Below are 14,475 nucleotides of genomic sequence, written 5' to 3'. Positions count from 1 at the left end.
TCGATTAGTTTCACATTTCGCGCGTGGTGTTCGAAGACCAGGCGCGCGGTCATGCCGGCGCCGGCAATTAGTTGCTATTCGCCGCGCCGGTGCCGGCATAGATAGAAGTCGGAGGTTCGTCATGACCACGACCTTGGTGGCACCGACCATTGCCGACTATGAAGCCAGCGCGGATCTCGCCGCCCTTCTCGTCCGCACCACGCAGGACGACGCGCTCAGCGTGCCCGCCGAGACACTCCGCCTCTCCTGCAAATGCGCTCATTGCACCCGCGCCCGCTTCGACGGCCGCTTCCCGGACGCGTTTCCCGGGATTGCGATCACCGGGATCGGCGATCTCGGCTATGGGCTGAACATCTCGTTTTCGGATGGGCACAACCGGGGGATTTACCCGAGGACCTATTTGCTGAGTTTGGCGGGGCGTTAGACACCGTTCGCTCGTTTCTGGCACGGACATTGCTCCTCTTTAGAACAATTTGAATGTTCTGGAGGCAGGTGATGTTGCAGGCGGCCAATGCGGTTCGCGGGGCTTCTCCCCCGGCAGCCCGACCTGCGGGCAGTTCCTCGCTGCTGCTCACCGAGAACCAGCAATGGATCGGCGGTCCACCACCTTTGATGGACAAGCTCACGCCGCGCGAGCGGGAGTTGGTGCTGAAGCAGGGCCGGCGAAAGGTGCTCAATCGCGGCCAGACGCTGTTCAGCCAAGGCGGCAAGCATGACGGCATCTGGCTGATCGAGAGCGGCCGCATCCGCGTGTTCTACACCTCTCCGCTCGGGCGCGAGATCACACTCGCTTATTGGCATGTCGGCAATTTCGTCGGCGGCCCCGAAGTGTTCGAAGGCACCGTGCATCAATGGTCCGGCGTCGCCTCCAGCAATTGCAGCGTGGTGCACTTGCCCGGAAAGGAGTTGCGGTCGCTTGCCTTGGAGATCCCGAACCTCGCGATCGGCTTGATCGAGGGCCTCACGTTCAAGGGGAAGTGCTATTCGGCGCTCGCGCAGATGCTGGGCACCCGCTCGATCACCCAGCGCCTTGCGCATCTTTTGCTGCACCTCGTTGAGCTTTACGGCGTCGAGGATGCTGACGGCACCGTCATCGCCGCGGCCTTCACCCACGCCGACATCGCCCACATGGTCGGCGCCACCAGGCAATGGGTCACGATCAGCCTGAAGCGCATGCAAGAGAAGGGAATCGTGTTGACGAAGCGGTCGCAGATCGTGGTCTGCCGCACCGATGTGCTGGAGGAGATGCGCGGTCACGCATCCGACTAGAAGAATTTGCAGCCAAGACCGATGCACAGACAAGCGGCTTTATAGTGCAGGACTGCCCAAGGAGTATGCAATCACCTTTTCCGGGCAACTAATCGACCGCTGTCGTCATTCCGGATTTGCCCTGCCGGTGCCCTCAACCAATCATGGCAACCACAGCACATCCAACCGAAAGAGGATGAGAATGGTCCGCCATCTTCCCACGCTCTCGATCGCGATGTCAGTGACGTCGCTGGCGCTTCTGACCGCACAGCCGGCCGCCGCGGAAACCGTCACGCTCGGCATCGGAACTCAGGACACCACAACCAACACGGTGACCGCGGGCGTCGTCATCCGCCAGTTGCATCTGCTGGAGAAATACCTGCCGAAGGATGGCAAATACGCCAACATCAAGTTCGAGCTGGAGTGGCAGAACTTCACCTCAGGTCCGCCCGTCACCAACGCGATGATGGCGAACAAGCTGCAGATTGGCATGATGGGCGACTATCCGCTGATCGTGAACGGCTTCACCTTCGAGAGTAACCCCGAGAGCAAGAGTCGCCTGATCGGCATCGCCGCCTACAGCCTGTCCGGCTCGGGCAACGGCCTCGTCGTCCACAAGGACTCGCCCTATTACGACCTCGCCGATCTCAAGGGCAAGTTGGTCAGCGTTCCCTTCGGCTCCGCCGCGCACGGCATGGTGCTGAAAGCGATGCAGGATCGCGGCTATACCTCCGATTTCTTCCAGCTCGTCAGCCAGAGCCCGGAGGTTGGCTCGACCAATCTGCAGGAGAAGAAGATCGACGGCCATGCCGATTTCGTCCCCTTTGCGGAATTGCTGCCGTTCCGCGGCTTCGCGCGAAAGATCTTCGACGGCGTAGAGACGAACTTGCCGACCTTCCACGGCATCGTGGTTCGCACCGACTTCGCCGAAAAATATCCGGAGGTCGTCGTCGCCTACTTCAAGGCGCTGATCGCTGCCAATCAGTGGCTGCGCGACGATCCCAAGCTCGCCGCGGAAAAGATCCAGGAATGGACCGGCATCAGCAAGGAAGTCGTCTACATCTTCCTCGGCCCCAGCGGCAACATGACCACCGATCCCACCATCAAGCCGGCGCTGATCGATGCGGCCACGACGGACGTCAAGGTGCTGCAGAATCTCGGCCGCATGAAGGAGTTCGATCCGAAGAAATGGGTGGACGACAGCTACATCCGCAAAGCCTATGCCGAGATGAAGCTCGACTATGATGCGCAGCTTGCGAGCACCAAGAACTACGAAATTTCGGGCGAAGATGGTTTCTGCAAGAAGCCGATCGCGGATCCGCGCAAGGCCGGTGAGGTCTGGGTCGATGACGCCGGTATCTTGCCGTTCTCGTCCGCGAGTTGCACACTCGGTGCCCATGCCGACTACAAGGCCAAGGGCAAGAAGATCAACGTCGCCTACGTCTTCGACACTACGCGCGGCATCAAGCTGTTCGCCGATCAGGCCTTCTTCGCGGTCGGCAATGGCGAGCTCGCCCCGTTCCTGCTGAAGAAGGATGCCGAAGCCTATGCCGCCAAGATCAGCGGCAAGGTGCTCGGCTTCGACGACGCCGTAAAGGCCGCGGTCGGAGGCAAGACGTGAGCAGCCCCGCCCTCGTCAGACCTCCCGAGGACAGCATGCCGGCAACAGCACTTGCAGAGGCGGGCTCCTCGCCCGCCGCCATCACCCCGCCTACGATGCCGCCTTCCTTCGGCACACTCGCTTTGCGCTGGTACCGGCTCAATCGGGCAGGTCTGCGCGCGGCGGCGATCGGCGTGATTTCGCTGCTCGCGTTCCTGCTGGTCTGGCACCTGCTGACGACGTATCGCGTCGTGTTCTTCGTGCGCTTCACCAACGTGCCCTCGCCGCTCGCGGTCTATGCGAGCTTCACCAAGGCGATCCACGATCCCAAATTCCTGATGCACATCCTGCTCAGCTGCCGGCGCATCTTCATCGGCTTCTCGCTGGCGGCGATCATCGGCGTGCCGCTCGGCCTCGTCATGGGCCGCTTCAAGCTGGTGCATGAGGTGATCTTCCCGGTCGCGGAGGTGCTGCGGCCGATTCCCGCGATCGCCTGGGTGCCGATGGCGATCATGCTGTGGCCGACCAACGAGCAGAGCATCGTCTTCATCACCTTCCTCGGCTCGTTCTTCCCGATCCTGCTCAACACGCTGCACGGCATGTCGATGGTCGACCCCGTGCTGGTGCGCGCCGCGCAATGCCTCGGCGCGCGCGAGCGCTCGATCTTCCGCGAGGTGTATTTTCCGGCATCGCTGCCGCACATCTTCACCGGCCTCACCGTCGGCATGGGCGTCGCCTGGGTCTCGCTGATCGCCGCCGAGATGATCTCCGGGCAATACGGCATCGGCTATTTCACGTGGGAGGCCTATTCGCTGGTCCAGTACGCCGATATCGCGCTCGGCATGATCGCGATCGGGGTGCTCGGGCTCGGATCGAGCCTGCTGATCCGGGCTGCAGGGAAGTTGGTAATGCCGTGGAGATCGACATGAGCGAATTGGTTGCGACTCCGCCGAAGGGCCACATTGAGGTCAAGAACTTCTCCCTCGCCTACGAGACGATCGAGGGAGCGGTCCAGGCAGTGACCGACACGCAGATCCATGTGAAGCCGGGCGAGTTCGTCTCGATCGTCGGTCCTTCCGGTTGTGGAAAATCGACGCTGCTCAACGCCGTTGCCGGCTTCCTCAAGCCGAGCACCGGCATCGTGACGGTCGACGGCGAGCGCGTGAACGGCCCTAGCGCCGAGCGCGGCATGGTGTTCCAGCAATATTCACTGTTTCCCTGGAAGACGGTGCGGGAGAACGTCGAGTTCGGGCTGAAGATGCGCGGCATGCCGCGATCGCAGCGTGAGCGGGCGGCGCGCACGCTCTTGGGGCTCGCGGGTCTGGAGGCGTTCGAAAAGCACTATCCGGAAAAGCTCTCCGGCGGCATGAAGCAGCGCGTCGGCATCGTCCGCGCGCTGGCCACGGGACCGAAGGTGCTGCTGCTGGATGAGCCGTTCGGCGCACTCGACGCGCAGACGCGCGTCATCATGCAGCAGATCCTCACCAACATGTGGCAGCGGCTGAAGATCTCGGTGCTGTTCGTCACCCACGACATCGATGAAGCCATCTTCCTGTCCGACCGCGTCTATTGCATGACCGCGCGGCCCGGCTCGATCAAGGCGGAAATCCCGATTCCCTTGGAGCGACCGCGGCAGCAATCGATGATGATGTCGTCGGAATTCTTGGCGCTCCGCCGCGGGCTGATGTCGCTGATCCGCGAAGAGAGCCTGAAGGCGATGGGCGGCGAGATCAACGACATGGGCATGCAGGGGCTGAGCATCGAGCTGCACGGCCATTCGCTGGCGGACGTGATTTAGCTTCCCGCTCGCAGCATTGACGGTCTCGTAGGGTGGGCAAAGCGAAAGCGTGCCCACCATTCTCCGTCTGTTATAGAACTGGTGGGCACGGCGCTTACGCGCCTCTGCCCACCCTACGGCAGCTTTGCCCTGATCACTTGAACCAGTGCACGAGCGCGATGCTGATCCCCAGCAGCAGCATCAGCGACAGCGTCACCGCGGCCGTCACCCGGCCACCGACATTGGCGAGCACGCGCACGTCGACGCCAAGGCCGAGGGCTGCCATCGAGACCACCGTGAGAAAGCCCGTGATCTTCGTCACGGGGCCGACCACCGTAGCCGGCACGATCTCCAGCGAGCGCAGGGTCGCAAGCGCAAGGAAGCCGAGGATGAACCAGGGGACCAGGCGAAAGAAGCCGACACTGGTCTTCTTGGCATCGCTCTGCCAGCGCGAGGCGACCAGCGACAGGCCGACGACGACCGGACCGAGCATCAGGACGCGCATCAGCTTCACCAGCGTGCCGATCTGGGTCGAGACGAGGCCTGCCGGCACCGTCGCGGCAAGCACCTGCGGCACCGCGTAGACGGTGAGCCCGGCGAGGATGCCGTACTGCGTTGCGGACAATTGCAGCAGCGGAATCAGCAGCGGCAGGCCCAGCACCATCATCACGCCAAGGATCGCCGTGAAGGAGATCGAGGACGCAATCTCGTCGTTGTTGGCACCGATGATGGGGGCCACGGCGGCGATCGCGGAATTGCCGCAGATCGAGTTGCCGCAGGCGATCAGGATCGAGAGCCGCATCGACAGGCCGAGCAGCCGGCTGAGGCCGAAGGAGACGCAGAGCGCGACTATCACGACCGCGGCAATGGAGGCGAGCAGCGCAATGCCGGAAGCGGCGATCGCGGCAAAGCTGATGGAGGCCCCGAGCAGCATCACCGCGACTTCGAGCAGTTGCTTGGCGCTGAAGGCGATGCCGGCCTGCCAGCGCGGGGCCGGCCTCCAGAAGCTGCGCACCGCCATGCCGAGCAGGATCGCCATGACCAGCGCCTCGATATAGGGATGCTCGAACACGCCCAATTCGGCCCGCTCGAGCAGGGCGGACACACCGGCTACAGCGATACAGAGGAGAATGCCCGGAATCAGCGCCGCGATACGGCTGAAGGCGGTGGCCGGCTTGGAATCGGCCGGGCTGGATGCTTGATTCTGCGACACAAATCTCTCCCGAAGGAGAAAGATTTATACGCAGCGCGACCCAATTGGGAAATATGTTTTCGACATATCAGGGCCGAGAGAAGTTCTGTCCTCGGCCCGGAATAAACGGCCTCAGAAGATCAGGTTCTTGGCCAGCGAGGCGACGCGGCTGAAGCCGTCATAGATGCCCGGCTCGAAGAAGGCGGCACGGGCCAACACGATGCCGGCGACCAGCGACCAGAACAGGGTGGTGCCGGCGCGCAGCAGGAGCTTCGAGGCGCGCGACTTCGGCTGTGTGTCCGTTGCGGACACCAGTTGTTCGCCGAAGGGCTCAAATCCAGTGCGTTCCATGGCTGCCGATCCACCAATTTCTGGCGCAAATGTCGTCGTTTCGGCTCCAAACGGCAATGGAAGCGATTGGCGTTTTTGCCCTCATAAGGGGAAACTCCTTTCTCCTGACAGGACCGCGGCAATAGTTTTCTTCTTCCCGCCAATTTGGATACCGCCGCTCCAGTCACAACGCCCTCACCGCGCCGGGATTCCCGGCCCGGGGCAAGGCGGCAGCGCCATCTTCCAGTCGGTTGATGGCACCGCATTGGCGGTAGCCCATCTCGCTAAGCCGCCAGCCCGCTCTCTACTGGCGCAAACTCCAGCCCCAGACTCTCCGCCACCGCCTTGTTCGTCACCCGGCCGCGATGCAGGTTGAGCCCGTTGCGCAGATGCGGATTCTCCAGGACCGCCGCAAAACCCTTGTTCGCGAGCATCAGGCCGAACGGCAGCGTCGCGTTGTTCAGGGCCTGGCTCGAGGTCACCGGCACCGCTCCCGGCATGTTGGCGACGCAATAGTGCACGACGCCGTCGACCTCGTAGGTCGGCTCCGCGTGCGTGGTCGGGTGCGAGGTCTCGAAGCAGCCGCCCTGGTCGATCGCGACGTCGACCAGCACGGCTCCCGGCCGCATCGATTTCAGCATCGCGCGCGTGACGAGCTTCGGCGCACTGGCGCCGGGCACCAGCACTGCACCGATCACGACGTCGGCGGCGAACACCTCGTCCTCGACCGCCTCGATGGTGGAGAAGCGGGTGCGCACGCGTCCGACGAAGAGATCGTCCAGTTCGCGCAGGCGCGGAATCGAGCGGTCGATCACGGTGACTTCGGCACCTAAGCCGGCGGCCATGCGCGCCGCCTGCGTTCCGACCACGCCGCCGCCGAGGACGACGACGCGAGCCGGCTGCACGCCGGGCACCCCGCCCAGCAGCAAACCGCGGCCGCCGGCCGTGCGCTTGAGGGCGGCGCCGGCGGCCTCGATGGCGAGGCGGCCGGCGACTTCGCTCATCGGGGCGAGCAGCGGGAGGTGACCACTCGCGTCCGTGACGGTTTCATAGGCGATTGCGGTGCAGCCGGAAGCAAGCAGGCCCTTGGCCTGCTCGGGATCCGGCGCAAGATGAAGATAGGTAAAAAGGATTTGGCCTTCGCGAAGCTGAGCCCATTCGCTCTTCTGCGGCTCCTTCACCTTCACGATCATGTCGGACTTTGCAAAGATCTCGCGAGCGGTCTCGGCAATGGACGCCCCAGCCCGCCGGTACACCTCGTCGGACGCACCGATGCCGCTGCCGGCGCCGCTCTCGACCATCACCTGGTGCCCGGCGGCGACATATTCGCGGACCGCGCCAGGGGTGAGCCCGACGCGATATTCCTGCACCTTGATCTCCTTCGGCACGCCGACGCGCATCTTGCTCTCCTTCGCCAATGCTTTGATTCCATTGTTGATCGTAGCGAGAGCGTCGGTTTGGTTTCGTGCAAATATCCGCTACCTTGGCGGCACCCGCGCCGGTTTCCGGCGCGAAACCGTCCTTTGGCGCTGGAAACGAAACCTTGGCCCTCGACCGGAAAGACCTCGCCATCCTCGCGGAACTCACGACCAATGCGCGGGCCAGCCACACCGAGCTTGCCAATAAGATCGGCTTGTCGAGCACGGCGCTGGCGCGGCGGCAGAAGGCGCTGGAGGATGACGGCTACATCCAGGCCTACCAGGCCGCGCTCGACCTGGCCCAGTTCGGCCTCACCACCACGGTGCTGGTTCGCATCGCGCTCGAAAGCCAGAGCGACGAGGCGCTGAAGGCATTTGAGGCAGAGGTGACGAAATGTCCCTCTGTCGTGCGCTGCTTCCTGATGTCGGGGACGGACGACTACATCCTCATCGTGCTCGCCCGCGACATCCAGGATTTCGAGCGCATCCATCGCACCGAGCTGTCCCGCCTGCCGCGCGTCGCGCGGGTGCAATCGAGCTTCGCGCTGCGCGAGATCGTCAACCGCGCGGTGCCGACCGTCGTGTTCGGCGAGACGAAGCGCTGATCTCGTCGATCCAGATCGGGAGAACCGGTCAGGAACCAAGCAACCCCTCATCCGTTGGGCGCTATTGGCCAGCGGCGGCAACGCATTCTCGCGTCACTTGCCCAATTTGTCCGACTCGGCCTTTCCGCAGGGAAACCGACCATGGCCGACCTTACAATCCCCGAACGCATTCCGATTGACCTCGTCGTCAATGGCGAAAGGCACGCGCTCGAAGTCGTGCCTTGGACCACGCTTCTGGATGCGCTGCGTGATCGTCTGGAGCTGACCGGCAGCAAGAAAGGCTGCGATCACGGCCAGTGCGGTGCCTGTACCGTGCTGGTCGACGGAAGACGGGTCAATTCCTGTCTCACCCTCGCCGTCATGAAGGATGGCGCTGAGATCACGACGATCGAAGGCTTGGCCGCGGACGGCGCGCTGCATCCCCTGCAACAGGCCTTCATCGACCACGATGCCTTTCAGTGCGGCTATTGCACGCCGGGACAGATTTGCTCCGCCGCGGGCCTGTTGGCCGAAGGCCGTGCGCGCGATGCGGACGAGATCCGGGAGCTGATGAGCGGAAACCTCTGTCGCTGCGGTGCCTACCCCAACATCGTGGCTGCGATCGAGCAGGCAATGAGCCGGTCATGAACAACTTCCAATATTCCCGCGCAAGCGACGTGGCCGACGCCATCCGCCTGCTCGCCGCCGATCCCGGCGCGAAGCTGATTGCCGGCGGCACCAACCTGATCGACCTGATGAAGGAGAATGTCGAACAGCCCTCCCGGCTGATCGACATTTCCCGCTTGCCGCTCCGCGACTTCGCGGAGACCGCCGACGGCGGCCTGCGCATCGGCGCCTTGGTGCCGAATTCGGACCTCGCCTACCATCCGCTGATCGAGCAGCGCTATCCCCTGCTTGCCAGCGCCATCCTGGCCGGCGCCTCCGCGCAATTGCGCAACATGGCCTCGGTCGGCGGCAATCTGATGCAACGAACGCGTTGCGCCTACTTCTATGACACCACGACGCCGTGCAACAAGCGAACCCCCGGCACGGGCTGCTCGGCCATCGACGGCCTCAACCGCAACCACGCCATCCTCGGCACCAGCACGTCCTGCATCGCGACCAATCCATCCGACATGAGCGTGGCGCTGGCCGCGCTCGGCGCGCTCGTGCACATCGCAGGCCCCTCGGGGCAGCGCACCATCGCGCTGACGGATTTCCATCGGCTTCCCGATGACAAGCCTCATCTCGATACCAATCTCGGCAGCGGCGAGATCATTACCGCCATCGAGCTGCCGCCGCACGGCTTTGCCCGAAACTACAGCTATCTGAAGATCCGCGACCGGCTCTCCTACGCCTTTGCTCTGGTTTCCGTCGCAGCCGCGCTCGAACTGGAGGGCAACGCAATCGGCGAAGCGCGCCTTGCGCTCGGCGGCGTGGCTCACAAGCCCTGGCGAAGCCTCAAGGCCGAAGCCGCATTGCGCGGCCAGGCGGCAACACCGGATCATTTCGGGCGCGCCGCCGACCTGCTGCTGCAGGGAGCGACTGCCCGCTCCCACAATGGATTCAAGATCGAGCTGGCGCGCCGAGCCGTCCTGCGTGCGCTGATGCAGGCCGCAAGCGCCACGCCGCAGTCACAAGCTTACAAGAAGATCGCATGAGGTCCCGATGAACGCCTATGTCGGAACACCAACGTCGCGCGTCGACGGCCGGGCCAAGGTCACCGGGGCTGCCAAATATGCCGGCGAATTCGCAGCAGACGGTCTTCTTCACGGCTTCGTTGTCGAGGCCGCCATCGCGCGCGGGCGCATCGCTCGTCTCGACACCAGCGAGGCGCTAAAGGTGAAGGGCGTGGTCGACGTGCTCACCCATGCACATCGGCCGCCCCTCGCCGACAAGGACGAAGCCTGGAAGGATGAGGTGGCGCCGGAGAAGGGCTCGCCCTTCCGTCCGCTCTATGACGACAGGATCAAGTTCAACGGCCAGCCGATCGCACTGGTCGTCGCGGAGGACTGGGAGACCGCCAAGTTCGCCGCAACCCGTGTTCGCGTCGAATATGAGCAGGAGGCGTTTGCGACCGATCTCGAATCCGAACGCGGCAAGGCTTCCAAAGTGGATCAGCCGCACGAGCCGCGTGGCGATGCGGCAGCAGCCCTGACGCGCGCGGCCGTGCGCCACGAGGCCGACTACGTCATTCCGAGCGAGCACCACAATCCGATGGAGCTCTATGCGACGACGGCAGTCTGGGACGGCAGTGGCGGGCTTACGGTCTATGACAAGACGCAAGGCGTCCAGAACGTGCAGAAGTTTCTCTGCAGCGTCTTCCGCAAGAAGCCCGACGACATCCGCGTGATCTCGCCGTACGTCGGCGGCGCTTTCGGCTCAGGCCTGCGGCCACAACACCAGGTCGTGCTAGCAACCCTTGCCGCGCTCGCACTGAAGCGATCTGTTCGCGTCGTGCTGACGCGGCAGCAGATGTATGGCCTGGGCTATCGTCCCATGACCATCGAGCGCCTTGCGCTCGGCGCAAAGCCGGACGGCACCCTTGATGCGGTCAGCCATGAAGCGATTGCCGTGACCTCCCGCTACGAGGATTTCTCTCGCAATGACACCGGCTGGGCCGAGCAGCTCTACAAGAGCCCCAACAGCCACTATTCCCACAAGCTGGTCGACCTCGACGTCTCGACGCCCTGCGACATGCGCGCACCGGGTGCGGCAACGGGCGTGTGCGCGCTCGAATGCGCCATGGACGAATTGTCCGTCGCGCTGAAGCTCGATCCACTCGAATTGCGCCTGAAGTGCTACTCGGATCGCGACCAGACCGAAGACCTCCCTTACACCAGCAAGCAGTTGCGCGAATGCTACGCCCGCGGCGCGGAGGCGTTCGGCTGGAGCAGGCGCAATCCGGCACCGCGCTCCATGCGCGACGGCAAGGAACTGGTCGGCTGGGGCATGGCGACAGGGGTATGGGAAGCGCTGCAGATGCCGGTCGCCGTCCGCATCGTGCTGACGGCAAACGGCCATGCCGAGGTCTCCTGCGCCGCGTCCGATATCGGCACCGGCACCTACACCATCGTGGCGCAGGTCGCGGCCGATTCCCTCGGGCTGCCGATCGAGAACATCAGCGTCAAGCTCGCGGACTCGAGCCTGCCGCAGGCACCGGTGGAAGGCGGCTCATGGATGGCCGCCTCGAGTGCGCACGCCGTGCTGGGAGCAGCCGAAGAGATTCGCCGCGAGCTCGCGCGATACGCCAAGGCGATGCCTGCCTCGCCGCTTGCCGGGGTCGATGTGCCAGACATCATTCTGCTCGATGGCACGGTTGCTAAGGCCGCCGACCGCAGCCGCTCAGTTTCGATTGCTGATGCGATGCGCCATGGCCAGGTCGAGCGGCTCGAGAAGGAGAAGCTGAACGAGTTCCCCGAGGACAAGTCGCACGCGCGCAACACCCATTCGGCCGTGTTCGCCGAGGTCAAGGTCGATGAAGAGCTCGGCGTCATTCGCGTCACCCGGGTCGTGAGTGCGGTCGCGGCTGGACGCATCCTGAACACCAAGACGGGCCGCAGCCAGATCATGGGCGGGGTAGTCTGGGGAATTGGAATGGCGCTGCACGAGGAGACGGTGATGGATCACCGCTTCGGCCGCATCATGAACGCGAACATCGCCGAATACCACATTCCCGTGAACGCCGACGTCCACGACATTGACGTCATTTTCGTCGACGAGCCCGACGACCGCATCAACCGGTTGGGCATCAAGGGGCTCGGCGAAATCGGCACCGTCGGCGTGCCGGCCGCGATTGCGAACGCCGTCTATCATGCCACCGGCAAGCGCATCCGGCGCTTCCCGATTACGCTGGACAAGCTGCTGGAGTGAGGCGGCAGGCTAACCCTGTCGCAGCACTCGGGCATGTCATCCAATGTCATCGAATGTGTCGAGAGCTGTATCTTCCTGCACATTCGGGATCCGACATGGATTATTTCAAACGCTTCAACTTCCTGTTCGCCGCACCTGTGTTCGACGCCGACGATCTCGAAGGCGTCCGCTTCAACCAGATCATCGAGGAAATCCAACGCTCCGGCTTCGAGGTAGTCCGCGCCCGCAAGCTGGAGGATGCCGAGATGGCGGTGCAGACCGATGCCGCGATCGGCTGCATGGTGGTGGACTGGGGCAAGAAGGGGCTTGAGGGCAAAACCTCGGCGCTGATCAACCTGATGCGCCGCCGCGGCCTCGACTTCCCAATCATCCTCCTGATCCGTCGCAAGCGGTTCGAGGACCTGCCGGTCGAAGTGCTCGACTTCATCGACGGCTATGTCTTCCTCTCCGAGGAGACGCCGACTTTCATCGCCAAGAACCTGATCAGCCGGCTCAAGCAATATGCCGAGACGCTGAAGACGCCCTTCTTCGGCGCGCTGGTCGACTATGCCGAGGAAGGCAACCAGCTCTGGACCTGCCCGGGCCACAATGGCGGCGTGTTCTACAATCGCAGCCCGATCGGGCGCGTGTTCGTCGAGCATCTCGGCGAATCCGTGTTCCGCGACGACCTCGACAATTCCGTGCTCGACCTCGGCGACCTCCTCACCCATGAGGGCCCGGCGCTGAAGGCGCAAAAGGAAGCGGCGGCGATCTTCGGCGCGGAAAAGACCTATTTCGTGCTCAACGGCACCTCGACCTCGAACAAGGTCGCGCTGGGCGCCCTCGTCACCGACGGCGACCTCGTGCTGTTCGACCGCAACAACCACAAGGCCGCCCATCACGGGGCGCTGATGATCAATGGCGGCATCCCGGTCTATGTGCCGACCGTTCGCAACGCCTGGGGGCTGATCGGCCCCATGCGCTGGGACATGCTCGACGAGAAGGCTCTGCGCGAGGCGATCCGCAACCATCCCCTGGTGAACGATCGCGACGCCTGGCGCAAGGAGCGGCCGTTCCGCGTCGCTGTGGTCGAGCAGTGCACCTATGACGGCTCGATCCACAGCGCCGAGATGATCATCAAACGCATCGGCCATCTCTGCGACTACATCCTGTTCGACGAGGCCTGGGCCGGGTTCATGAAATTCCACCCGCTCTATGCCGGCCGCTTCGCCATGGGGCTGGCAAATCTTCCGCCCGACGCCCCCGGCATCATCGCGACGCAGTCGACCCACAAGCAGCTGGCAAGCTTCTCGCAGGCCTCGCAGATCCACATCAAGGATCGCCACATCCGCGGCCAGAAGCGTCGCGTCGAGCACCGCCGTTTCAACGAAAGCTTCATGCAGCACGCCTCGACTTCGCCGTTCTACCCGCTGTTCGCCTCGCTCGACGTCGGCGCGCAGATGATGAAGGGCCGCTCGGGCGAAGTGCTGTGGGACGACACGATCCGGCTCGGCATCGAGCTGCGCAAGAAGATCCGGGCGATGCGCCGGGAGTTCGAGGAGAAGGAGCAGAATCCGGATCGCCGCTGGTTCTTCGAGCCGTTCGTTCCCGATCGCGTCGCCATTGCCGATGTCAGCCGCGCCGGCGCGGCGCATAACGTCGCCTGGGAGACCCTCTCGACCGACGAGCTCGCCACCAATCCCGCGCTGTGGCAGCTCTCTCCGGATACCAACTGGCACGGCTTTCCCGATCTCGCGGAAGGCTTTGCCATGACCGATCCGAACAAGCTGACGCTGCTCACCCCCGGATTCGATCGTGCGACCGGGGCCTATGCCGAGCACGGCATTCCCGCGCCAGTCGTCGCGCAATATCTGCGCGAGAACCGCATCGTCCCCGAAAAGAACGACCTCAACTCCCTGCTCTTCCTGCTGACGCCCGGCGTCGAAGCGAGCAAAGCGGGCACGCTGATCTCCGGCCTCGTCGCGTTCAAGAGGCTGCATGACGACAATGCGCTGCTGGCCGATGTCATCCCCGAATTCTATCAGCGGCGGCAGGCGCGCTACGCCGGCGCGCGGCTGCGCGACCTCTGCGGCGAGATGCACCGTTTCTTCCGCGCCGCCGATGTCAGCGCGCTCCAGGCCCGGCAGTTCATGCCCGAGCATATGCCCGAGATCGCGATGTCGCCCCGCGATGCCGCGCGCTATCTGTTCAAGAACGACGTCGACTACCTCCCGATCGAGGCGATCGCCGGCCGTATCGCGACCACGCCCTTCGTGGTCTACCCGCCCGGCATCGCCACCATCGTGCCCGGCGAGCGACTGACGGAACGGGCCAAGCCCATGATCGATTATCTCAAGATGTTCGAGACCTGCTTCAACACGTTCCCGGGCTTCGACGTCGAGATCCAGGGCGTCTACAAGGAGGTCGACGCGAACGGGCGCATCGGGCTCTACACTTATGTCGTGACCGAGTAG

General features: G+C 63.8%; 13 protein-coding genes. 10 read left to right on the top strand and 3 right to left on the bottom strand.

What is annotated here, in order from left to right; all coding sequences use genetic code 11:
• The first annotated feature begins 121 nt into the window (after positions 1 to 121).
• From XI05_RS37795 to XI05_RS37775, 5 genes are all read left to right on the top strand, one after another.
• Entirely contained in the window at positions 122 to 424 is a 303-nt protein-coding gene (locus XI05_RS37795) for a gamma-butyrobetaine hydroxylase-like domain-containing protein (RefSeq protein WP_271511249.1), read from the top strand.
• Between the two features lie 71 nt (positions 425 to 495).
• Positions 496 to 1,269 carry a Crp/Fnr family transcriptional regulator gene (locus tag XI05_RS37790; RefSeq protein WP_271511948.1) on the top strand — a complete coding sequence of 258 codons (774 nt, stop codon included), beginning with the start codon at positions 496 to 498 and terminating at the stop codon, positions 1,267 to 1,269.
• A gap of 181 nt (positions 1,270 to 1,450) precedes the next feature.
• Positions 1,451 to 2,869: an ABC transporter substrate-binding protein gene (locus tag XI05_RS37785; RefSeq protein ID WP_271511240.1), complete on the top strand. Its 1,419-nt coding sequence runs from the start codon at positions 1,451 to 1,453 to the stop codon at positions 2,867 to 2,869.
• Positions 2,866 to 3,777: an ABC transporter permease gene (locus XI05_RS37780; protein WP_442869350.1), complete on the top strand. Its 912-nt coding sequence runs from the start codon at positions 2,866 to 2,868 to the stop codon at positions 3,775 to 3,777. The genes XI05_RS37785 and XI05_RS37780 overlap by 4 nt, the downstream gene beginning before the upstream one ends.
• Positions 3,774 to 4,646 carry an ABC transporter ATP-binding protein gene (locus tag XI05_RS37775; protein ID WP_271511237.1) on the top strand — a complete coding sequence of 291 codons (873 nt, stop codon included), beginning with the start codon at positions 3,774 to 3,776 and terminating at the stop codon, positions 4,644 to 4,646. The genes XI05_RS37780 and XI05_RS37775 overlap by 4 nt, the downstream gene beginning before the upstream one ends.
• 133 nt (positions 4,647 to 4,779) lie before the next feature.
• Here the strand turns inward: XI05_RS37775 and XI05_RS37770 are convergent, their stop codons facing one another.
• The 3 genes from XI05_RS37770 to ald form a co-directional block, all read right to left on the bottom strand.
• A complete protein-coding gene (locus XI05_RS37770) occupies positions 4,780 to 5,838 on the bottom strand; it encodes a YeiH family protein (RefSeq protein ID WP_271511233.1) in 1,059 nt (352 codons plus the stop codon).
• 111 nt (positions 5,839 to 5,949) lie between these two features.
• Positions 5,950 to 6,168: a hypothetical protein gene (locus XI05_RS37765; protein ID WP_027546306.1), complete on the bottom strand. Its 219-nt coding sequence runs from the start codon at positions 6,166 to 6,168 to the stop codon at positions 5,950 to 5,952.
• A gap of 263 nt (positions 6,169 to 6,431) precedes the next feature.
• Complete coding sequence (gene ald / locus XI05_RS37760) at positions 6,432 to 7,547, bottom strand: alanine dehydrogenase (RefSeq protein ID WP_271511942.1); 1,116 nt, start codon at positions 7,545 to 7,547, stop codon at positions 6,432 to 6,434.
• 143 nt (positions 7,548 to 7,690) lie between these two features.
• On the opposite strand from ald, the gene XI05_RS37755 reads away from it, so the two are divergent.
• From XI05_RS37755 to XI05_RS37735, 5 genes are all read left to right on the top strand, one after another.
• Positions 7,691 to 8,170: an Lrp/AsnC family transcriptional regulator gene (locus tag XI05_RS37755; protein WP_025035213.1), complete on the top strand. Its 480-nt coding sequence runs from the start codon at positions 7,691 to 7,693 to the stop codon at positions 8,168 to 8,170.
• A gap of 141 nt (positions 8,171 to 8,311) precedes the next feature.
• A complete protein-coding gene (locus XI05_RS37750) occupies positions 8,312 to 8,797 on the top strand; it encodes a (2Fe-2S)-binding protein (RefSeq protein ID WP_271511939.1) in 486 nt (161 codons plus the stop codon).
• Positions 8,794 to 9,810 (top strand): FAD binding domain-containing protein, encoded by a 1,017-nt coding sequence (locus XI05_RS37745; RefSeq protein WP_271511230.1) that lies wholly within the window; start codon positions 8,794 to 8,796, stop codon positions 9,808 to 9,810. The genes XI05_RS37750 and XI05_RS37745 overlap by 4 nt, the downstream gene beginning before the upstream one ends.
• 7 nt (positions 9,811 to 9,817) lie before the next feature.
• On the top strand, positions 9,818 to 12,022 hold the full coding sequence (locus tag XI05_RS37740; protein WP_271511228.1) for a xanthine dehydrogenase family protein molybdopterin-binding subunit: 2,205 nt from the start codon (positions 9,818 to 9,820) through the stop codon (positions 12,020 to 12,022).
• A 95-nt stretch (positions 12,023 to 12,117) separates the two neighbouring features.
• Positions 12,118 to 14,475, top strand: coding sequence for an Orn/Lys/Arg decarboxylase N-terminal domain-containing protein (locus tag XI05_RS37735; RefSeq protein WP_271511225.1), 2,358 nt, complete (start codon positions 12,118 to 12,120; stop codon positions 14,473 to 14,475).

This window comes from Bradyrhizobium sp. CCBAU 11357 (assembly GCF_028128865.1).
In the GTDB taxonomy this organism is placed as follows: Bacteria; Pseudomonadota; Alphaproteobacteria; order Rhizobiales; family Xanthobacteraceae; genus Bradyrhizobium.
This window is presented reverse-complemented; position numbering and strand designations above follow the sequence as displayed.